The organism is Pandoraea sp. XJJ-1 (assembly GCF_026802345.1).
Taxonomy (GTDB): Bacteria; Pseudomonadota; Gammaproteobacteria; order Burkholderiales; family Burkholderiaceae; genus Pandoraea; species Pandoraea cepalis.
The window spans coordinates 3454029-3472427 of the sequence record NZ_CP113827.1 but is presented as its reverse complement, the minus strand read 5'-3'; the positions used below and the strand labels follow the sequence as shown (position 1 = coordinate 3472427).

At 58.4% G+C, this 18399-nt stretch carries 25 protein-coding genes; all 25 read left to right on the top strand.

Annotation, left to right across the window (positions count from 1 at the left end):
• Nucleotides 1–16: 16 nt before the first annotated feature.
• The 25 genes from OYT13_RS15900 (at nt 17) to OYT13_RS15785 (ending at nt 18398) form a co-directional block, all read left to right on the top strand.
• Nucleotides 17–427 carry a recombination protein NinB gene (locus OYT13_RS15900; protein ID WP_268566587.1) on the top strand — a complete coding sequence of 137 codons (411 nt, stop codon included), beginning with the start codon at nt 17–19 and terminating at the stop codon, nt 425–427.
• Between the two features lie 6 nt (nt 428–433).
• A complete protein-coding gene (locus OYT13_RS25300) occupies nt 434–730 on the top strand; it encodes a Ref family recombination enhancement nuclease (RefSeq protein WP_442796416.1) in 297 nt (98 codons plus the stop codon).
• Between the two features lie 61 nt (nt 731–791).
• Nucleotides 792–1589: a helix-turn-helix domain-containing protein gene (locus tag OYT13_RS15895; RefSeq protein ID WP_268566586.1), complete on the top strand. Its 798-nt coding sequence runs from the start codon at nt 792–794 to the stop codon at nt 1587–1589.
• Nucleotides 1531–2328, top strand: coding sequence for an ATP-binding protein (locus tag OYT13_RS15890; protein WP_268566585.1), 798 nt, complete (start codon nt 1531–1533; stop codon nt 2326–2328). Before OYT13_RS15895 ends, OYT13_RS15890 begins: the two co-directional genes overlap by 59 nt.
• A complete protein-coding gene (locus tag OYT13_RS15885; protein ID WP_268566584.1) occupies nt 2325–2702 on the top strand; it encodes a RusA family crossover junction endodeoxyribonuclease in 378 nt (125 codons plus the stop codon). The genes OYT13_RS15890 and OYT13_RS15885 overlap by 4 nt, the downstream gene beginning before the upstream one ends.
• 9 nt (nt 2703–2711) lie before the next feature.
• Nucleotides 2712–3221: a hypothetical protein gene (locus OYT13_RS15880; protein ID WP_268566583.1), complete on the top strand. Its 510-nt coding sequence runs from the start codon at nt 2712–2714 to the stop codon at nt 3219–3221.
• Nucleotides 3221–3550, top strand: coding sequence for a hypothetical protein (locus OYT13_RS15875; protein WP_268566582.1), 330 nt, complete (start codon nt 3221–3223; stop codon nt 3548–3550). The genes OYT13_RS15880 and OYT13_RS15875 overlap by 1 nt, the downstream gene beginning before the upstream one ends.
• Entirely contained in the window at nt 3550–3708 is a 159-nt protein-coding gene (locus OYT13_RS15870) for a hypothetical protein (RefSeq protein WP_268566581.1), read from the top strand. The genes OYT13_RS15875 and OYT13_RS15870 overlap by 1 nt, the downstream gene beginning before the upstream one ends.
• A 79-nt stretch (nt 3709–3787) precedes the next feature.
• Nucleotides 3788–4117, top strand: coding sequence for a hypothetical protein (locus OYT13_RS15865; RefSeq protein WP_268566580.1), 330 nt, complete (start codon nt 3788–3790; stop codon nt 4115–4117).
• Nucleotides 4118–4177: 60 nt separating this feature from the next.
• Nucleotides 4178–4354, top strand: a complete 177-nt coding sequence (locus tag OYT13_RS15860; RefSeq protein ID WP_268566579.1) for a ribosome modulation factor — start codon at nt 4178–4180, stop codon at nt 4352–4354.
• Nucleotides 4347–4841, top strand: coding sequence for a hypothetical protein (locus OYT13_RS15855; protein WP_268566578.1), 495 nt, complete (start codon nt 4347–4349; stop codon nt 4839–4841). The genes OYT13_RS15860 and OYT13_RS15855 overlap by 8 nt, the downstream gene beginning before the upstream one ends.
• Nucleotides 4841–5296 (top strand): terminase, encoded by a 456-nt coding sequence (locus OYT13_RS15850; protein ID WP_268566577.1) that lies wholly within the window; start codon nt 4841–4843, stop codon nt 5294–5296. The genes OYT13_RS15855 and OYT13_RS15850 overlap by 1 nt, the downstream gene beginning before the upstream one ends.
• A 51-nt stretch (nt 5297–5347) precedes the next feature.
• Nucleotides 5348–6808 (top strand): hypothetical protein, encoded by a 1461-nt coding sequence (locus tag OYT13_RS15845; protein ID WP_268566576.1) that lies wholly within the window; start codon nt 5348–5350, stop codon nt 6806–6808.
• Nucleotides 6805–7086, top strand: coding sequence for a hypothetical protein (locus tag OYT13_RS15840; RefSeq protein ID WP_268566575.1), 282 nt, complete (start codon nt 6805–6807; stop codon nt 7084–7086). The genes OYT13_RS15845 and OYT13_RS15840 overlap by 4 nt, the downstream gene beginning before the upstream one ends.
• A 6-nt stretch (nt 7087–7092) precedes the next feature.
• Nucleotides 7093–9342, top strand: a complete 2250-nt coding sequence (locus OYT13_RS15835) for a molecular chaperone (protein ID WP_268566574.1) — start codon at nt 7093–7095, stop codon at nt 9340–9342.
• A gap of 2 nt (nt 9343–9344) precedes the next feature.
• Entirely contained in the window at nt 9345–9707 is a 363-nt protein-coding gene (locus OYT13_RS15830; protein ID WP_268566573.1) for a zinc ribbon domain-containing protein, read from the top strand.
• Between the two features lie 649 nt (nt 9708–10356).
• Nucleotides 10357–11418, top strand: coding sequence for a hypothetical protein (locus tag OYT13_RS15825; RefSeq protein ID WP_268566572.1), 1062 nt, complete (start codon nt 10357–10359; stop codon nt 11416–11418).
• Nucleotides 11419–11437: 19 nt separating this feature from the next.
• Nucleotides 11438–12427: a phage major capsid protein gene (locus OYT13_RS15820; protein ID WP_268566571.1), complete on the top strand. Its 990-nt coding sequence runs from the start codon at nt 11438–11440 to the stop codon at nt 12425–12427.
• Between the two features lie 10 nt (nt 12428–12437).
• On the top strand, nt 12438–13019 hold the full coding sequence (locus OYT13_RS15815) for a hypothetical protein (RefSeq protein ID WP_268566570.1): 582 nt from the start codon (nt 12438–12440) through the stop codon (nt 13017–13019).
• A gap of 95 nt (nt 13020–13114) precedes the next feature.
• On the top strand, nt 13115–13693 hold the full coding sequence (locus OYT13_RS15810; protein WP_268566569.1) for a chromosome partitioning protein ParA: 579 nt from the start codon (nt 13115–13117) through the stop codon (nt 13691–13693).
• Between the two features lie 9 nt (nt 13694–13702).
• Nucleotides 13703–14647 (top strand): phage adaptor protein, encoded by a 945-nt coding sequence (locus tag OYT13_RS15805; protein WP_268566568.1) that lies wholly within the window; start codon nt 13703–13705, stop codon nt 14645–14647.
• The gene (locus tag OYT13_RS15800) at nt 14637–16202 is read left to right on the top strand and encodes a hypothetical protein (RefSeq protein ID WP_268566567.1); all 1566 of its coding nucleotides are present in this window, start codon (nt 14637–14639) and stop codon (nt 16200–16202) included. The genes OYT13_RS15805 and OYT13_RS15800 overlap by 11 nt, the downstream gene beginning before the upstream one ends.
• A gap of 135 nt (nt 16203–16337) precedes the next feature.
• Complete coding sequence (locus OYT13_RS15795; protein ID WP_268566566.1) at nt 16338–16784, top strand: GNAT family N-acetyltransferase; 447 nt, start codon at nt 16338–16340, stop codon at nt 16782–16784.
• Nucleotides 16759–17697 (top strand): tail fiber domain-containing protein, encoded by a 939-nt coding sequence (locus OYT13_RS15790; RefSeq protein WP_268566565.1) that lies wholly within the window; start codon nt 16759–16761, stop codon nt 17695–17697. Before OYT13_RS15795 ends, OYT13_RS15790 begins: the two co-directional genes overlap by 26 nt.
• Nucleotides 17694–18398 carry a phosphoadenosine phosphosulfate reductase domain-containing protein gene (locus tag OYT13_RS15785; RefSeq protein WP_268566564.1) on the top strand — a complete coding sequence of 235 codons (705 nt, stop codon included), beginning with the start codon at nt 17694–17696 and terminating at the stop codon, nt 18396–18398. Before OYT13_RS15790 ends, OYT13_RS15785 begins: the two co-directional genes overlap by 4 nt.
• The last annotated feature ends 1 nt before the right edge of the window (nt 18399 follow it).

Here is an 18399-nt window from a genome sequence, read left to right as displayed (position 1 = left end):
CGCTGCGGGGCGATTGATGGCCGCTCTCTATCGGGAATTTTGCGTCGATCGCCGCGGCGTGCTGCCTAGCATCGTCGCTTTCGTGAAGGCCAACGCGCTCGCCTGCTTTGAGCGGGGCGAACCGATCCGCCTGATCGTCACGAGCGACGAGAAGAAGCGGAATAGCCAACAGAACCGGAAGCTCCACGCGATGCTTCAGGAGATCGCGGATAACGCTTGGTGGAACGGCCGCCAGTACCCGATGGAGTTCTGGAAGGAGTACTACCGCCGGCGCTTCTTGCTTAAGGACGAATACGTAATAGATGGCGGCGAAATCATCCAGGTCTATTGGTCTACCGCCGATATGTCGGTCGGGCACTTTGCAGAACTGATCCAGCGCATTGAGGTCGAGGCCGCGCGCGATTTTGGCATCGATTGGAATCTCTGACCCGATATGAAAGGCCGCTCTCCCACCTCCGCTCAAAAGCATTTCCACGATGACCTGTGCCGTCACATCGGATGTGTCGCGTGCCGTTTCGAGGGCATTTTCAACGATTACGTTTCTTTGCATCACATCGATGGCCGCACGAAGCCGGACGCGCATTGGCTCGTCCTGCCTCTCTGTGGCGGCCATCACCAGGATAACGGGACGGCAGTAGCTGTCCACCCCTACAAGGCTCCTCTTCGAGGAGCGCTACGGCGCGCAGATGGACTTGCTGCGCTGGTGCATCGAGTGGCTACAGCAACGTGACATGAAAGTCCCTGACGGCGCTCTGATCGCTGCCGGGATGCTCCCGGAGGCATCCATTTAGATGGGATACAAGGCTGTCAATTGGGCATTGGCTCAAGACATCAAGCACTCCACGGCGAAATTCGTCCTGGTGGTGATGGCGCATCGTGCCGACGGTACGACTTGGGAGTCGTTCCAGTCCGTTGCTGCCCTTGCGGCCAACACTGGGCAAGACCGCAAAACCGTGATGGCGAACATCGCGAGATTGAAAGATTTGGGTCTGATTTCCGAAACTGGGCGACGTGTCGGGGACACCGGGCAAATCCCCGTTTTCATTTTAAACGGTTCCGAAAACGGGACTGTTGGCGGAAGTGGTAATGACGATGAAGGCAGCTTAAACGATACCGAAAACGGCACCGTTAAAGAGTACCAAAAACGGGATAGTAACGAAAATGTAAACAGTACCGTTTTTCCTTCAAACAGTACCGTTTTTCCCGCTAAACAGTCCCAATTTTCCCATGAAACAGTACCAAAAACGGTACACGGAAAGGTAAAGCAAACAACACCGAAAGGAAGGAAAGGAAAAGCTATAGGTTTCGAACTTCCGGATTGGGTGCCTGCTGATCCGTGGAGAGCATTCGTCGAGATGCGGCAAAAAATCAAGAAGCCTCTGACCGACTACGCCAAGGAACTTGCTGTAGGCGATTTGAAGAAGTTGAGGGATGAAGGGCAGGACGTCGAAGCGGTGATCAACCAGACGGTCTTGAAATCGTGGCAGGGATTTTTCCCGGTCAAGGCCGCAAACGGAACGGTGAGCAAGCATGGGAACTTTGGAAGCCAGGACTATCACGCAGGCATTGGGCCGGATGGGCGTTTCTGACTGGCCTACGGAGTCGCGTACCTGTGTTGAGCACGGCGAATTCAAGTCCACCAAGACCCCAGGCGGTTGGACTGATTGCCCGACCTGCAACGACATTCGGATGCGCGAAGCCGAGGCGGAACGCCAGCGCGTCGAGGCCGCGGAGCGTCGCCAGCAGATCGCAGACAAGCTGCTGGGTCGCGCCGCCATCCCGCCACGATTCGCCGATAGGTCGCTCGAAAGCTACGTTGCATCGACGCCTGGAGCCAAGAATGCCCTCGCCGTGGCCACGGCATACGCGAATGCTTTCGAGGCGATGCTTGCCGACGGCTCGAGCCTGATTTTCTGCGGTGGTGTCGGTACCGGCAAAACACATTTGGCCATCGGCATCGCGCGGCGCGTGATCGATCGAGAAATGGTCGCGGTGTTCACGTCTGTGCTCGGGGCTGTGCGTTCCGTCAAGGAAACATACCGCAAGGGCTCGGATATCTCGGAGGAGCAGGCCATTGATCGCCTGATCGAGCCTGACCTGCTGATTCTGGACGAGGTGGGCGTCCAGTTCGGAAGCGACACCGAAAAAATGATCATGTTCGAGATCATCAATGGGCGCTACGAGGCCGTGAAGCCCACGATCCTGATCAGCAATCTGGCCGTGAAGGAGCTTGAGACCTTCATCGGTGAGCGGGCTTTTGACCGGCTTCGTGAGGGTGGTGGACGTGTGGTGGTGTTCGACTGGCCCAGCCATCGGAAGCAGGCATGAAAAGCCTTTCTCTCGAACTCCCAATGCCGCCGAGCACGAACCGGATTTGGCGCAATGGCCAGGGCAGGAATTACCGTTCTGCTGAGTATATGCGGTTCATCCGCGCGGTCAGCCTTGCGGTGGCCGCTGCCGGCGCGCCGACGTTCGACGACAAACGCCTCGAGGTGCGTATCAGGTTGCATCCGGCAACTCGAGCACGGCAGGACATCGATAACCGTATCAAGGCTTGTCTGGACGCCCTGACGCATGCCGGGGTGATGTTGGATGACTCGCAGGTTGACGTGCTGGTTGTTGACCGTGGGCAGATCGTGAAGGGCGGCAAGTCTGTGGTGACGCTGCAAGTCATCGAGCCGAAGCCGTCGACTATCTATTGAGAGGCTGATATGACCATACGCCATTCATGGAACAAGGAACAGAAGGAGGCGCTCCGGGAAATGTGGAAGCGCAAGGCATCCACCAAGGAGCTGACCGAGTATTTCGGGATAGGGATGAACACCATTTGCAAGCGCGCTCGAATCATGAATCTCGGCACGCGCGGTGGTGAAAGCCAGACGGACATTATCCGCAGGACGCTCGAGAAGCTGAAGCGGGCCACGGCCAAAGACCTGCAAAGGGAAAGCGGGCTAACCCGTAACGGGGTCGATCGGGCTATCGATCGACTTCTGGAAAATGAGGAAGCCTACATCGTGGGCACCAGAAAGGTAAGTGCCGGACGAAGCCATTCAAGCACCGTCGAGGCGCGAGAGTATTCCCTTGTTGATGACGGGGAATGCAGCATCCAAGGGTTTCGGGGTGATGGCGTGCCCCGCGTCAATCGCGTGAAGCACCGTTTCGGAACTGCGCCAATTCCGCCGCGTCATCCGCTCACTGCTGCGCTGTTCGGGAGCGTGTGATGACCGACAAAAAAATGCTGGAACTGGCGGCTAAGGCGGCGGGGATGTTGACTCGTTCTGACAGAACGTCTGTTTGGATTGTGGAGGATGACGGAAGTCCGATCCGACGATGGAACCCACTAATGGACGACGGCGACGCGCTGCGGCTGGCGGTGAAACTAAAAATTCCGCTGCAATTCCCAGACTGGCAAGACGTGGCCAGGACATGGGGCGCTAGAGACAGCAATGAGACCTACGATGAGGCCGCGATTGATAACAACGATGATTTGGCCGCAGCGACCCGCCGCGCCATCGTCCGCGCCGCCGCAGAGATCGGGAAGGCCATGTAATGGACGAACCCCGCGACCAAAAGACCGTAGTGCCGCTCAAGCAACGTCAGCGTGTTCCGCTGCCGCCTGACCTGCGTGTGCCCGCGCTCATGTGCATTGTCGCGTGCTGCGGGCTGATCTTCGCGGGGTGGATCTGCGTGGAACGGTACGTCGTTTGACGAACTGAGCACTTCGCTACGCCGATGCGTACTCGGCCTCTGGCTCCTGAGTTACGGGCAGTCTTACCGGGGAAATGCCATGCGACCACGCAAAACGTTGTTGCCGCTGACGCTTGAAAACATTACCTCAACGCTTGCTCCTGGCAAGCCCTATAGCGCAGATGCTCTTGCGCTTATCTTCGATGCACCAAAGGAAACCATCCGAGATTTCCTTGAATCGGCAGTCGATCAAGGCTCCATGTTCGCCTCCCGCGAGGTGCGCGGATTCCGGCGAAATTACTGGATTCCTGAAATCGGTCAAATGAGTGTGGCAACGCGCCGTCTTCAGCCTGGGGACATGAAAGAACCGCTCACGGGATATGACCCTTGGCGGCTGATGCGTCTTGCGATGGGCATTCGACGCGCTTAATTCGCCATAGAAATTCCCGCTGCTTACCATCTTCGGCATTCACCCGAAGAGAGCGAAGTCTTGCTTACCCGCGAGCAAATCGAGGAGCTGATGCGAGAAGGTGCCGAAGCATTTGAGGTCGGCATGGCCCGCGACAGTTGCCCGTATCCGCTCATGAGTGCTGCATTCGCTACCTGGACACGCGGATATCAAAACGCGGCCTATGGTGCCGCATTCAGTGGAGCAAGCCATGCCTGATGAAGCCGGTAGCGAAACGCCGATGACGGAAACGATTCCGACCGCCGCGCCCGAGGTGCAGCCGACGGGGGAGGCGAGCACGGTAGAAGCTGCAACTGCAACTTCTGCCGAATCTTCTTCGACGAGCATTACCTCCGCGCCTGTGGAATCGGCATCTGAATCCCCAAACGGCAATGCGTCCAGTGCGGACGGCCAACCCGAAAGCGCTATGCCGCCATCTGCGCCGATTGCAGCCTTGGACGTTGGCACATCGCCCATCGCCGCAAGTTCGGCCGATGAGCCGCTTCATTCGCGCATTGCCCAGCATCTGGAAGCCATCTATGAACTGGCGAAACAGCACGTCGAAGCGCCGATCACTACGGTCACCCAGGCTGCCGCCGACCTGAAGGCTCACGCCAGCGACATTCTGCACAAGCTTCACAACGGGATTGCTGTATCCGAAGGTGAGCTGGTGCAGAAGCTCGAAAAACTTATCTCGATGCTGTGATGGGACGCCAGAGCACATTCTCCCAAGAGGTGGCCGACGCTATCTGTGAGCGCGTTGCAGAAGGCGAGCCACTTCGCGCTATCTGCCGTGAGGAGGGGATGCCTGCTTGGCGCACGGTGTATCACTGGACTGAAGATATCCCTGAGTTTGCGGCACACATCGCGCGTGCGAGGGTGATGGGACGCGAGGCGATCTTTGAAGACACGCTGATCATCGCTGACACGCCAGAGGAAGGCGTCGAGACTGAGACCAGTGAGAACGGGGTAAAGGAGCGGCGTGGCGACATGCTTGGGCATCGCAAGCTCAAGATTGAGACGCGCTTCAAGCTGCTGGCCAAGTGGGATCCGAAAAAGTACGGCGAACGACTGCACAACGAGGTTACGGGGGCCGATGGCGCGCCCCTGCAGCAGGTCATTCGGCTGCATATGACGCCAGTCGAGGAACTCCCCGAATGAACGACGAACTCGACCATCTCGATGAGCGCCTAGGGGATTCGCGGAGGCGTCGTGCAGGCTGAAATCGATATCCCCCACAACTGGACGCCGCGCATCTATCAGGGCCGGTTGTGGAATTACCTCGTCTCTGGTGGAAAGCGCGCGATCGACATCGCTCATCGGCGCTGGGGTAAGGATGACGTTTGCCTGCACTGGTCATGCGTGGCTGCGCATGATCGCATTGCTACCTATTGGCATATGCTGCCGATGGCTTCTCAGGCGCGCAAAGCGATCTGGGAAGCAGTTAATCCCCATACCGGCCGTCGTCGCATCGATGAGGCATTCCCGCATGAGTTGCGGGCGAGCACGCGTGAGAACGACATGCTGATCCGCCTGAAGTGCGGTTCAACGTGGCAGGTTCTAGGCTCAGACAACTTCGACAGCTTGGTCGGCTCACCCCCTGCAGGCCTTGTGTTCTCGGAGTGGGCACTGTGCAATCCCGCAGCATGGGCCTATCTCAAGCCGATCCTGGACGAAAACGGCGGCTGGGCCGTGTTCATCACCACGCCGCGCGGTAAGAATCACGCGCATGAGATGTATGAGATGGCGCGCAAGAACCCGAAGTGGTTCGCCGAGGTGTCGAATGTACTGAAGACAGGGCGATTTTCGCGCGATGAACTCGAAGAGATGCGCCTTGAGTACGTCAGCATGTACGGTAAGGACCAGGGCAATGCGATGTTCGCTCAGGAGCTTATGTGCAGCTTCGACGCCGCCGTCTTGGGTGCATATTACGGCGAGGAAATGGCGGATGCCGAGCGAGAGGGGCGCATCGGAAGCGTGCCGCACGACCCTTCCTTGCCCGTATTCACCGCTTGGGACATTGGGCGCACCGACGATACCTCCATCTGGTTCTATCAGGTGGCATGGGGCGAGATTCGCGTCATTGACCACTTCCGTGCCTCTGGCAAAGACCCCATCCATTACGCCGAGGCGTGCCATGGGCGAAAGATCGAGGTCAGCGAATATGGCGTGAATGGCAAGCCGGTGAAATGGACGTTTGGTGCACCCATCCCAGAGAGCGCCCATCGAATCGCCTATCGATATGGACGACACTGGCTGCCGCATGATGCGAAGCCGAAGAGTTTCGCGTCGCTGCGCTCCGGATTGGAGCAATTGCGCGACTTCAACATCAATGCCGCCATCACGCCGAATCTGAGTGTGCAGGATGGCATTCAATCGGCCCGCGCGACACTCAAGCATTGCCACTTCGATGAAGAGCGTTGCAGCTTCGGCATCAAATCGCTCAAGGAATACCACCGCGAGTGGGATAGCGACAAGAAGATGTTCACCGACCATCCGGTGCATGACTGGACCAGCCACGCCGCGGACGCTTTTCGGTATTTGTCTCTCGTCTGGCGAAACCCGGAGTCGGAGAAGCCTGCCGAGAAGCCGCGATTCCTGCACGACATGACGGCCAGTGAGGTGTTCTGGCCTACTCAATCATCCAATTCACCCCAACGGGAGCGCATATGAACCCCGCAGCACCAGCCTATACCTACAAGCAAGTCGCTGCCTCGGGCAACGTCTGCGCGAATGATGGCATTCTCGGAGGCATTTTTGTGAGTGCTGCCAGTGCTACGCCAACCATTACGGTCTACGACGATGCCGGCACCGGCACGGCGACAAAGATCGTCGACACATTCACTCCGACTCCTGGCACCTACTATCCGATGCCCTTCGGTTTCGCCAAGGGACTGAATGTCGTCATCGGGGGAACCGTTTCCGCAACCGTTGGTTACACTCCGGGCTAATAGATCATGAGCGACGCAGGAGCAGCAGCCAATACGGCCACGCCGAGCGATGATTCCGTCACTCGCTGGGTGAAGGAAATAGAGCTATACGAGCAGAAGGCCAGCAAGTGGCAGGAGAAGAGCGAGAAGATCCTGCGCCGCTACAAGGACGAGCGCAATGCGCGTGAGTCCAAGGAGTCGCGCTACAACATCCTCTGGTCGAACATCCAAACGCTGCTGCCGGCACTCTATTCGCGCAATCCGAAGCCAGACTTTCAGCGGCGCTTCCTGGATGCCGATCCAGTAGGCCGCGTGGCATGTGAAGTGCTCGAGCGCGCGACCAGCTTCACGCTGGATAAGGAAGATTTCCACTTGACGGCTCGGCAGTGCGTAACTGATCGCCTGTTGCCAGGGCGTGGCACGGTGTGGGTGCGGTATGTGCCTCATTTCGCCGAGGCCGATGCGGGCAGTTTGGGCACGGAAATGGCGAACGAAGGGCCGCAAATCGATGATGACGCCGACGCCAACGAGCCAGCCCAGAACGTGCAGCAAACGACGTCAGACGGCACGCCCATTGAGGAATTGGAGTATGAGGAAGTCGATATCGACTATGTGCATTGGTCGGACTTCGGGCATACGATCGCTCGCACATGGCAGGAAGTGCGCGCCGTCTGGAGAATCTGCTACCTGACGCGTGCCGAGCTGATCGAACGTTTCGGGCGTGAGATTGGCATACAAGTCCCGCTCGACTACAAGCCGGAAGACCTGAAGGGCCAGGAGGTCACCGAATATCAGCAGAAAGCCCGCATCTATGAGATCTGGGACAAGACGACGAAGCGTGTGACGTGGCTCAGTAAGTCGTTCTCGATGCGCACGCTCGACGAGCGAGCCGACATGCTGGGCCTGCAGAACTTCTTCCCATGCCCGCGCCCCATGTTGCCGAATCTCGCCAACGACAGCGTGATTCCGGTTCCTGACTATACGATGTATCAGGATCAGGCCCACGAACTGGACGACCTTACCACTCGAATTTCGCTTCTGACCGACGCGATTCGGGCCACTGGTGTCTATGATTCGACGGTGCCTGGGTTGCAACATATTCTCGCCGGCGGCTATGACAATAAGCTGGTGGCGGTCGACTCATGGGCTGCATTCGCAGAGAAGGGTGGGCTGAAAGGGGCGATTGAACTGCTCCCCATGACCGATCTGGCGAATACCCTGATATCGCTCTACGACGCCCGCGAGAAGGTCAAGCAGGATCTGTACGAAATCACCGGCATGGCCGACATCATCCGCGGCTCGACTGACCCGAATGAGACCTATGGAGCTCAGCAGATCAAGGCGAATTTTGCGTCGATCCGTCTGGAAGACATGCAGGCCGAGGTGCAGCGATTCGCGCGTGATGTGGTGGTGATGATCGCCGAGGTGCTCGCGAACCAGTTCGACATCAAGACGCTTGCCGAGATTTCGGGCTATCCGCTCATGACGGCGCAGGAAAAGGCGATTGCGCAGCAGATCACGCAGCTCGGCGGTGATCTGCCAGACGACATGGACAAGCCTTTTCTTGAGCCGACGTGGGAAGAGGTCGAGCAGTTGCTGCATGACGCGAATATGCGGCATTTCCGCCTCGATATTGAGACTGATTCCACGCTCAAGATGGATCAGGTTCAGGAAAAGTCGGACCGCACCGAGTTCCTCTCGGCAATCGGCGACTTCCTGAAGTCTGCGGAAGGAGCTGACCCTGCGCTGATGCCGTTGTTAGGCCAATTGCTCATGTTTGCGGTTCGCGCCTTCCCGGTTGGCAAGCAGATGGAATCTTGCCTACAGGAAACGGTCGATGCGCTTCAGAAGCGTGCAAAGCAGGCTCAGGATAGCCCTCCGCCGAACCCTGAGCAGGTCAAGGCACAGGCGCAAATCCAAATCGCGCAGGGCAAGAATCAGAGCGATTTGCAGCAAAACCTTGCCGAGATTGCTGCACGAGAGCGCGCTCAGCAGGCCGACCGACAAGCCGAGGCTCAGGCAGATGCTCAAGAGCGCCAGATGCAAATGATCGCTGACCGCGCGAAAATGCAGATGGAATCGCAGCTTCAGCAGATGCGCGCGGCACAGGATGATGCAATGGAACGCCAGCGGATGATGTTCGAAGGCCAGATGAAGATCCTGCTCGCGCGTATTGACGCGGCGACCAAGGTAGAGACTGCAGAGATAACCGCCGGCGCTACCGTCGATGCAGCGCAAATCAGTGCGGCAAATGCTGCCGTCAGTTCGGAGGGGTAACCATGCCTATCTATGCCCTGCAATGCCAGTCTAAATGCGGCCACGAAGAAGATATCTACCGTTCGATTGCCGAGCGCGACCGAGATCTGCCGTTGTGCTGCGGTGCCCATATGATCCGCAAGATCGTGGCTCCTATGGTCGCGCCCGATATCAGCGCCTATCAGGCCATTGCCGTGGATGTTGCGACCGGGAAAGCCCCGGTCATCAATAGCCGCAGCGCGCACCGAGACTTCCTGAAGCGCAACGGCTATACCGAGGTTGGAAACGAGCGCGTCGGTCGCCAGCAGGGCGAAGTCCGAGGCGATTTCAATGTGCGCGGCGATCTGACGAAGGCCACGCGCGAAGTCTTGGGGAAACAGAAATGATCGGTGCATTCCTTCCGCGTCTGATGGCGCTTTTGCAGAAAACGCAAGCCCAGGCTATGCAAGCTCAGATGGCCCAACATGCTCAAGCTATGCAGCAGATGCAGTCCCCCAGCGCGCCTCAGGCTCAGGGACAGGGCATGGCGCCGCAACCGATGGCGCCTCATCCGGCTATTGCGCCGCAAGGTGCAATGCCTGGGCCCGGTATTGCAATTCCGCCCCACGTTGCCTAATATGCTTCCATGCCTTTCATTAAGGCACCTCACGCATGGCGATTGGATGGTGGGACTGGCCGACCTTGAATCGGTGCAGCACCGTTCGACAAACCGCATTGGGCGAGTCCAAAGGGCTGTGACATGGCCAGCCACGCCGCTTTGCAGGTGTCGTAGACAGTCGCCAGCCGTGAGAGTGGAAATCCTTAGCGGCGCGTAGCCGTGAAAAGCCCGAGATAGGTGCGGGCACTCTCATCCAAATACTGGTGTGGCCTGAGTATGCCGGGAATGCCTCACCCGGAAGTCGTACAGCAGGCCATCAACCTTCTGCGCGCATCCTAAATCAACCGCCTCCGGGCGGTTTTTCTTTGTTACTCCCATTTGCTCCAAAAATTCCCGCTGCATAGCATGCTGTTCATGCAAATCAGCGGGGATATCAAATGCAAGTCGATAACGGTCAGCAGGGCGAAGTGGAGCAAGTCAACCAGACGGCCGAGCTTTCCTTGCGCGAAGAGCTTGCAAAGAACCTCGCCGATCTGAAGGGCGACACCGGTGGCGATGAGGTTGCCGCATCGGGCAAGACAACCACGAGCGCTGAGAGCGCCGCTACCGGCGAACCCGTCGCCGCCAAGACACCCACTGAAGGAAGTCAGCAGACTACCGAGGGTGAGCAAAGCGCGACTGCGACTGCCGATACGCAGAAGACCAAAGCCCCACAATCCTGGAGTGCTGCCGAGCGCGCGCATTGGGAGAAAATCCCCCCCGAAGCCCAGGCCGTGATCGCACGCCGCGAAGAAGAAGCCCACAAGGGCATTACGACCTTGGGCCAAGACGCTTCCTTCGGTAAGAAACTCAAGGATGTGATCGCCCCGTATTTGCCGATCATTCGCGCCGAAGGTGGCGACGAAGCCGGCGCAGTGCGGGACCTACTCCAAACTGCCTATGTGCTGCGCACTGCGACGCCCGAACAGAAGGTCGGGTTGTTCCGGCAACTCGCGGGGCAGTTTGGAGTGGATTTACACGCTGCTGCCCAGGCCGCGCCGCAGGTAGACCCCGAAATGCAAGCACTCCGTCAGGAGCTTGCGCAAGTGAAGGGCCATCTCGTCTCGACTGAGCAGCAGCAACATCAGCATGTTGAGGGGCAGGCACAAGCCATTATCGACGCCTTCGCTGCAGACCCGAAAAACGAGTTCTACGAACAAGTAAAGCCCTATATGGGCCAGTTGCTTGTCGGTGGGCTTGCCAAGGATATGCAAGAGGCATACGAGATGGCATGCCACGCAAACCCCAATGTTCGTTCCACAATTCTGAGCCGCCAAACGGCGGATGCAGAGGCGAAGCGAGCAGCCGAGGCGAAAGCCAAAGCTGATGCGAAGCGTCGGGCAGGAGGCTCGATCAGCGGATCTCCGGCATCACCTGTGACTACCGGGACCACCGCCAATCCAAACCTTTCCCTACGCGATGAGCTGCGCGCGAATTTTCGCGCTGTGACTTCTTCGTAACTCGTTTGGAGCCTAAATCATGGGACTGCAAAACCCGTCAAGCACGTTGACGGAAATCGTTACCACTACCCTGCGTAATCGCACGGGCAAGCTGGCTGACAACGTGACCAAAAACAACGCCCTGCTATATCGCCTGCGTCGCAAAGGCAATGTGAAGCCCGTCTCTGGCGGCCGGACCATTGTCCAAGAACTTGAATACGCCGAAAACGGCACGTTCAAGCGCTACTCGGGCTATGAAGCGTTGAATATCTCGCCGTCGGATGTGTTCACGGGTGCCGAGTTCAACTATGCGCAGGCCGCCGTGGCGGTGTCAATCTCGGGTCTGGAGCAACTCCAGAACAACGGCGAAGACGCGATCATCGATCTGCTCGAAAGTCGCATCAAGAACGCCGAGAAGACGCTCGTCAACAACATCGCGCTCGACTGCTACTCCGACGGCACTGCCGACGGTGGCCGTCAAATCGGTGGCCTCGCGCTGCTGGTTTCGACCACGCCGAGCACGGGCGTTGTGGGCGGGATCGACGCTTCGACCACCATCGGCGCTTTTTGGCGCAACACGAAGTTCTCGGCGGTTACGGATGGCGGCGGCGCAGCTACGTCGGCGAACATCCAGTCGTACATGAACCGCGTGTACGTCCAACAGGTTCGCGGCACCGACCGGCCGGATCTGATCATCGCCGACAACAACTACTTCCGGCTGTATCTGGAGTCGTTGCAGGCGATCCAGCGCATCACATCGAACGAAATGGGCGAAGCGGGCTTCGACTCGCTGAAGTACATGAATTCGGACGTGGTGCTCGACGGCGGCTTCGGCGGAGGTGCGCCGGCCAATACGATGAACTTCCTGAACACGGACTACATCTATTTCCGCCCGCACGTCGACCGCAACTTCGCCCCGATCGGTGACGATCGGTTTGCCGTCAACCAGGACGCGATGGTCAAGCTCGTCGGTTTCGCCGGCAACATGACCGTTTCCAATCGCCGTCTACAAGCCGTCCTGACGGCGTAAGGAGAAGATCATGGCTTTCATTGCATACGATCCCCTTCTCGGCGTCGTCAAGTTGACCGATGTCGACACCGTCGGCCCCGGCCCGCTCAATCTCGTTGCTGGTTCGGGCGCAGGGCGTCAATCATTCTCGTTCGAGAGCATCCGTGGCTATGATGCCAATCTCGGCGGCGGCGAATTCGTTTTCGCTCAGGCTGGGGGCACGATTGCGGCTGGCACCGTCTGTCAGTTCAATGAGTCGATCGTCAGCGGCGCTATCGTCGACACGGCTGTTGCATGGGCAGGCACTGCGAACAGCGGGGATGTTCTCGGCGTGGCAATGGCTGCATTGACCGTCGGTCAGTGGGGCTGGTTCCAGGTCGGCGGCCACGCCATCGTGACGTGCCAGGGTGCGCCGGTCGCCGGAAACCCGGTGTATTGGCAGGCGGCGGGCGTTGTTAGCCCGACGGCGGTCGCTGGCAAGCAGATGGAGGGCGCAAAGTTCTCGACAGCGCCGGCCGTCACGCTTGGCACGGGCGCTGCGGCAATCGTGCTCTCCGCTACTCAAGCCGTCCTGCTTCTGAACCGCCCGAGCGCCCAAGGCGCAATCACCTAACCAACCGAGGGGCCGGGCGCCCCTCTTTTCGGAGATTCACCATCATGGATTTTGCACAGGCGAAAGTCGTCGAGCAAGGCAACCAGCTTCACGTCGTGCACGGCGACGACAGCAGACTTTATGTGGAATTCACGATGGAGGCGATCCACCAGACCGCCGAGTCCGAAAAGCAGGGGCGCCCGATTTTCAAGGATGTGCCGCACATTCAGATCCATTTTCCCGGCGATCGTACGAAAAAAATCTTCCGCCCGGTGAAGATGGAAGATGACATGCAAGGGCCGGCCGATCCGCGGCGCTTCCCGAAGCAATGGAGCGCATTCGAAGCCCAGCGTGAGCAAGTGCAGGACGGCACGCCGATCGAGCAGTGGGGGCCGATTACGAAGTCCCAGGCGATGGAACTCAAGTCCATGCATATCCACACGGTGGAGCAGCTCGCCGGCATCGCAGACAGCAACCTCACATGGCTCGGTGCCCGCCAATTGCGCGACAAGGCGGAGGCGTGGTTGAAGCAGGCCGACAACGGCAAGGAGGCCATGCGCCTGCAAGCCGAAAACGATCAATTGCGCGAGGACATGGCATTGCTGCAACAGCAAATGCGTGATCTCGCCGCGCGCGTCGAAGGGCATGTCGAGCACGACAAAGAAGCTGCTGCTTCGAAGAAATCCTCGAAGTAAGCCGGCGCCATGACCCAGCCCATTACCTCCGCGAATCAAAAAACGCTCCTGAAGATTATCCAGGAGGTGATGGGCGACTTCGGTCTGCCTAAGCCCAATACAGTCATTGGCAACACCGACAAGACGGTAAGCCAACTGCTGGTCCATGCTACGCGCGTCGGTGAAGACCTCGCGGCGCGCGGGTCCATGAACGAAGGCTGGCCGGTTCTGCGCAAGGAATATAAGTTCAACCTTGTCGGCTATGGCGGATACACAGGAAACACAACTGCTGGCAGTAATGTGATTGCCAGCATGCCGTCGGTGTCTAACATCACGGTCGGCATGATCGCGACGAGCACAGCTCTTCCCTATGGCGCCGCGGTAACAGCAGTCGGCGCGAATAGCGTGACGCTTGACTCCAATGCACTCACTACTGCGGTCGGTGCAACCTTCTCGTTTGGCAACGAGAGCTATGCGATCCCGGCAGATTGTGATCACTTCATCACCCAGACGGGATGGGATCGGTCATTCCGCTGGCAACTGGTGGGTCCGCTTTCGCCGCAAGAATGGCAGGTGCTGAAGTCCGGTATCAGCCCGACCGGGCCACGGCTCCGGTACCGCATCATGGACGGGATGATCTTCGTCAATCCGGTGCCGGCGTCGCTCGACAATCTCGTGATCGAGTACTACTCGACGGGATGGTGCCAGTCTGCGGCTGGCGTATCCCAGACTGCGTGGGCAGCCGATACGGACACGCCCACATTGCAGGACCGGCTTTTTATCCTTGGCATCATCGCGCGTTTCCTGAACCGCAAGGGACTCGATTCGAGTGTGGCACAGCGCGAATATGAGGATGCCGTTGAAGCCGCCGTCGGCCGGGCAGGTGGAGCGCGTGTTCTACCATTGAATGCTCGAGCAGAACCTCCGATTCTCCTTGGAAGCGCGAACGTGCCGGATACCGGCTATGGCTCCTGATATGCGAAGCCCGGTCAATCGCTCCGCACGCGTCCAGATCGAGGCTATTCCTCCCTGCGTAGGTGGGCTTAATACGCTCGACGCCGTGGCGAACATGCCGGCCACGGACGCTATCATCCTCGACAACTACTTCCCGGGCACTGCCGACGTACCCCTGCGTTTAGGGTATCAGCTCTGGGGTTCCGGGATCACCGGCAATGTCGAGACGCTCGCCTCGTACAATTCTGGCACGACGAAGAAGCTATTCGCGGTGGTCGGCGGCAGCGTCTATGACGTGACGGCCAATGCTGCGGTAGGAGCACCGGTCGTAACGGGCCTAACGAACTCGCGCTGGCAATGGGTCAACTTCAGCAACGCCGGCGCCACGTTTCTTGTGATGGTCAACGGCATCGACCCGCCGCTACTCTACAACGGCACGACGTGGCAGTCGATCACCCAGCTATCAACCCCGATTGCAATCACTGGCGTCAATCCGAGCACGTTTGTGCATGTGCAGGTTTTTGCCAAGCGCCTCTGGTTCACGCAAATCAACAGCATGCAGTCGTACTACCTGCCAGTGGGGCAGGTGGGCGGCGCAGCTACGCTATTTGACGTTGGCCCCGAGACGATATTGGGTGGCTATCTGATGGGAATCGCGACCTGGAATATCGACAATTCGGCTGGACTGAACCCTTACATCATCTTCGTCACGTCGATGGGCGAAGCCATCGTATATCAGGGGTCTGACCCCTCGCAATCATCGAGTTTTGGAATTTCTGCGCGTTTTAGGATCGGCGCGCCGGTCGGCCGCCGTTTCTTCGAAAAGTTGGGCTCTGACGTGGTGTTCATTGGGGCGGACGGTCTGACGCCACTCAGCAAAGCGTTGTTGACAGATCGTGCCGAGCGCGATATCACGCTCACCGAAAAGATCAGCCCGACGGTGAACGCCGATGTAATGGCCTATCGCGGCAACTTCGGCTGGCAGGCGACGCTCTACCCAGACGGAAACAAGCTACTTATCAACGTCCCGACGCAGGAAGACTTGACCTCATATCAGTACGTGATGAACACCATCACGAAAGCATGGTGTCGCTTCACTGGCTGGAATGCCTTCTGTTTTGTCTATTTCAACGGCGCGCTCTACATGGGCGGCGCGAATTTTATCGCCCAGGCGGACATTGGCAATGACGACGGCGGCAATGCGATCAACAGTGACATCAAGCCGGCGTTCAATTACTTTGGAATGCGCGGGCAGGAGAAGTATTTCCACATGATGCGCCCAGTGTTCCTGACGAACGCCGCCTTTACCCCGCAGATTGACCTCTCGGTGGACTTCAGTAACGCGCTTCCTACCTCTTCGCCGACCTTCTCCGCAGGTGCAGTCACGCCTTGGGATACGACGCCTTGGGATACGGTTCCGTGGGGTGGGAATCAGACCGTGCAGACCGATTGGGAAAGCATTGACGGAAATGGGTATGCGGCCACGTATCGGATGCGCGCGCAGACCAAGAGCATCCAATATTCGATCCAATCGGTCGATTTCATGTTCGAGCAGAAGCTAACGCCAACACTTTGATTTTCCCGCTGCTTAGAATCAACGCTTAGATTTTCCATCTTCATGCACGCGGCCCGCGATGGGCCTCGGTAAAAGGTGCGCAAGGCAAGACGCGCGCCCTCCGTGCATCCGGCTTTGCGCATCAGGAGTCATCCGATGAAGCGCATCGTCTGGGACCAACCCGAACGAGTCATGCAGTTTGTCGCCGAACGCACTGGCGAGGCCGCATATCGCGATTACACCGCCATCGGCCTTGAGCGCGATGGCGAGCTGGTCGCGGGCGTCGTTTATCAGATGCACACGGGGCCTGCGGTGCTCACCCATATCGCCTCAGACGGAACCCGCGCGTGGCTCACGCCGGCCTACCTCGGGGCAATTTTCCGCTATCCGTTCTTGCAGCTTGGATGCAACCGGATTACCGCCATTGTGCGGGCCGACAACGCGGACTCGTTGAGGTTCGTTGAACACCTTGGTTTTGAGCGCGAAGGGGTTATGCGTCAAGCGGAGCGCGACGGCACCGATCTGATTATCTTTGGCATGCTCAAGGGCGAATGCCGCTTCATCGAGGGAAGACACCATGCGGCACTCCTCCGAGCTGCCTGACCTGCCGCTTCGAGCGTTCAAGAAGGCACTTTTCGCCAACCGCCCGGTAACGCTTGAGGGTAAGGGTGGCGGCGACGCACCTCAAGCGCCAGATCCGTATGTGGTGGCAAACGCAACCACGCAGACCAATCAGGCGACGGCGGCTTATAACAAAGCGCTGAATCTGAACAATTCGAGCGGCCCATTTGGCTCGCAGCAATCGAACGTCACGGGCATAGATCCCATTACTGGCGCCCCGATCTACAACACGAATATCAGCGCCAGCGCACCTTTGCAAGGGCTGATTAATTCGTCGTTGGGGGCTGCTGGGAATTCCAATAATGTACTGAATGGCGCGATGTTCGGGCTTGGCGGCCTGTCTAGCCAGATCAGCCCGACGGCGGCTCAGGATGCAAACCAGCAGGGACGGCAGGCTGCTTATGCTGCGCAGACGCAATATCTCGATCCCCGGTTCTCGCAGGAGCAGACGAGCCTTGAGTCGCAATTGGCGAATCAAGGGCTGACACCGGGTTCTCAGGCGTATGACAACGCCATGAAGAACTTCAACCTGTCGAAAAATCAAGCGTACAGCGATGCTGGGAACCAGTCGATTCTCACCGGCTCGCAGATCGGCACGCAGATGCTCCAGAACCAACTCGCCACTGTCGGCCAGCAGGCCAATTTGTATGGCCAACAGGCGTCGCTCTCGCAGCTTCCGTATTCGCAGCTTTCGTCTCTAGCTGGCCTGATTCCAGGAAACTCCGGCACCGCGCAATCGGCTGCGTCGCCGGCGAATATCGCGCAGTCGTTCCAGAACCAGTATCAGGGCCAGCTCAATAGCTACAACTCGGACGTTGCATCGCAGAACTCGACGACAAGTGGCCTATTTGGGCTAGGTAGTGCTGGTTTGATGATGGGGGCAATGGCGCTATGAGCACCAAAGCCCTCGCATTCTCAGGCGGCAAAGACTCGCTGGCTTGCTGGCTTCTCTGCCGGGATGAAGATCCCTACGTGATTTGGGTGAATACCGGGAAGGCATATCCGGAGACTCTTAAGCTCGTTGAGCTTGTGCGCGCGCAAACGGACAAATTCATCGAGGTGAAAACCGATCAGGCAGCGCAAAACGAGTTGCATGGACTGCCTTCCGAGATCGTGCCGATCGATTGGACATCGGACGGTATGCAGATTACCGGTGACAAGCCGGTACGAATCCAGAGCTATTTGCAATGCTGCTGGCAGAACATCTCCGGCCCGCTGCACGACGCCGCGAAAAAGTTGGGCGTCGAATTCCTGATTCGTGGGCAGCGAAGCGATGAGCATCATAAATCGCCCTCGCGTGATGGGAGCGTCGTCGACGGAATCACCTACCTTCAGCCGATCGAGCAGTGGACCCGCGAGCAGGTGCTTGATTTCATTTCTGAGCACATGGACGTACCTGAGCACTTTGTTCTAGATCACTCGTCGATGGATTGCTACGACTGCACGGCATTTCTCGGGCAATCAATTGACCGGGCCGAATGGTCCCGCGTGCGCTGGCCGGAATTACATCGGGCGCACATTCGACGTCTGGAGCAAGTGGCGCAAGCCGTGCTTCCGAGCATCGGCGCACTGAATACTCTTCTGAAGGGAGCCTGAC

Excerpts from the sequence above, each read along its gene's own strand:
- OYT13_RS15885 (WP_268566584.1), top strand. The coding sequence starts at position 2,325 with ATGAAAAGCCTTTCTCTCGAACTCCCAATGCCGCCGAGCACGAACCGG.
- OYT13_RS15820 (WP_268566571.1), top strand. The coding sequence starts at position 11,438 with ATGGGACTGCAAAACCCGTCAAGCACGTTGACGGAAATCGTTACCACT.
- OYT13_RS15870 (WP_268566581.1), top strand. The coding sequence starts at position 3,550 with ATGGACGAACCCCGCGACCAAAAGACCGTAGTGCCGCTCAAGCAACGT.
- OYT13_RS25300 (WP_442796416.1), top strand. The coding sequence starts at position 434 with ATGAAAGGCCGCTCTCCCACCTCCGCTCAAAAGCATTTCCACGATGAC.
- OYT13_RS15795 (WP_268566566.1), top strand. The coding sequence starts at position 16,338 with ATGAAGCGCATCGTCTGGGACCAACCCGAACGAGTCATGCAGTTTGTC.
- OYT13_RS15830 (WP_268566573.1), top strand. The coding sequence starts at position 9,345 with ATGCCTATCTATGCCCTGCAATGCCAGTCTAAATGCGGCCACGAAGAA.
- OYT13_RS15825 (WP_268566572.1), top strand. The coding sequence starts at position 10,357 with ATGCAAGTCGATAACGGTCAGCAGGGCGAAGTGGAGCAAGTCAACCAG.
- OYT13_RS15895 (WP_268566586.1), top strand. The coding sequence starts at position 792 with ATGGGATACAAGGCTGTCAATTGGGCATTGGCTCAAGACATCAAGCAC.
- OYT13_RS15805 (WP_268566568.1), top strand. The coding sequence starts at position 13,703 with ATGACCCAGCCCATTACCTCCGCGAATCAAAAAACGCTCCTGAAGATT.
- OYT13_RS15875 (WP_268566582.1), top strand. The coding sequence starts at position 3,221 with ATGACCGACAAAAAAATGCTGGAACTGGCGGCTAAGGCGGCGGGGATG.
- OYT13_RS15865 (WP_268566580.1), top strand. The coding sequence starts at position 3,788 with ATGCGACCACGCAAAACGTTGTTGCCGCTGACGCTTGAAAACATTACC.
- OYT13_RS15785 (WP_268566564.1), top strand. The coding sequence starts at position 17,694 with ATGAGCACCAAAGCCCTCGCATTCTCAGGCGGCAAAGACTCGCTGGCT.
- OYT13_RS15880 (WP_268566583.1), top strand. The coding sequence starts at position 2,712 with ATGACCATACGCCATTCATGGAACAAGGAACAGAAGGAGGCGCTCCGG.
- OYT13_RS15790 (WP_268566565.1), top strand. The coding sequence starts at position 16,759 with ATGCGGCACTCCTCCGAGCTGCCTGACCTGCCGCTTCGAGCGTTCAAG.
- OYT13_RS15850 (WP_268566577.1), top strand. The coding sequence starts at position 4,841 with ATGGGACGCCAGAGCACATTCTCCCAAGAGGTGGCCGACGCTATCTGT.
- OYT13_RS15815 (WP_268566570.1), top strand. The coding sequence starts at position 12,438 with ATGGCTTTCATTGCATACGATCCCCTTCTCGGCGTCGTCAAGTTGACC.
- OYT13_RS15855 (WP_268566578.1), top strand. The coding sequence starts at position 4,347 with ATGCCTGATGAAGCCGGTAGCGAAACGCCGATGACGGAAACGATTCCG.
- OYT13_RS15800 (WP_268566567.1), top strand. The coding sequence starts at position 14,637 with ATGGCTCCTGATATGCGAAGCCCGGTCAATCGCTCCGCACGCGTCCAG.
- OYT13_RS15835 (WP_268566574.1), top strand. The coding sequence starts at position 7,093 with ATGAGCGACGCAGGAGCAGCAGCCAATACGGCCACGCCGAGCGATGAT.
- OYT13_RS15840 (WP_268566575.1), top strand. The coding sequence starts at position 6,805 with ATGAACCCCGCAGCACCAGCCTATACCTACAAGCAAGTCGCTGCCTCG.
- OYT13_RS15900 (WP_268566587.1), top strand. The coding sequence starts at position 17 with ATGGCCGCTCTCTATCGGGAATTTTGCGTCGATCGCCGCGGCGTGCTG.
- OYT13_RS15890 (WP_268566585.1), top strand. The coding sequence starts at position 1,531 with ATGGGAACTTTGGAAGCCAGGACTATCACGCAGGCATTGGGCCGGATG.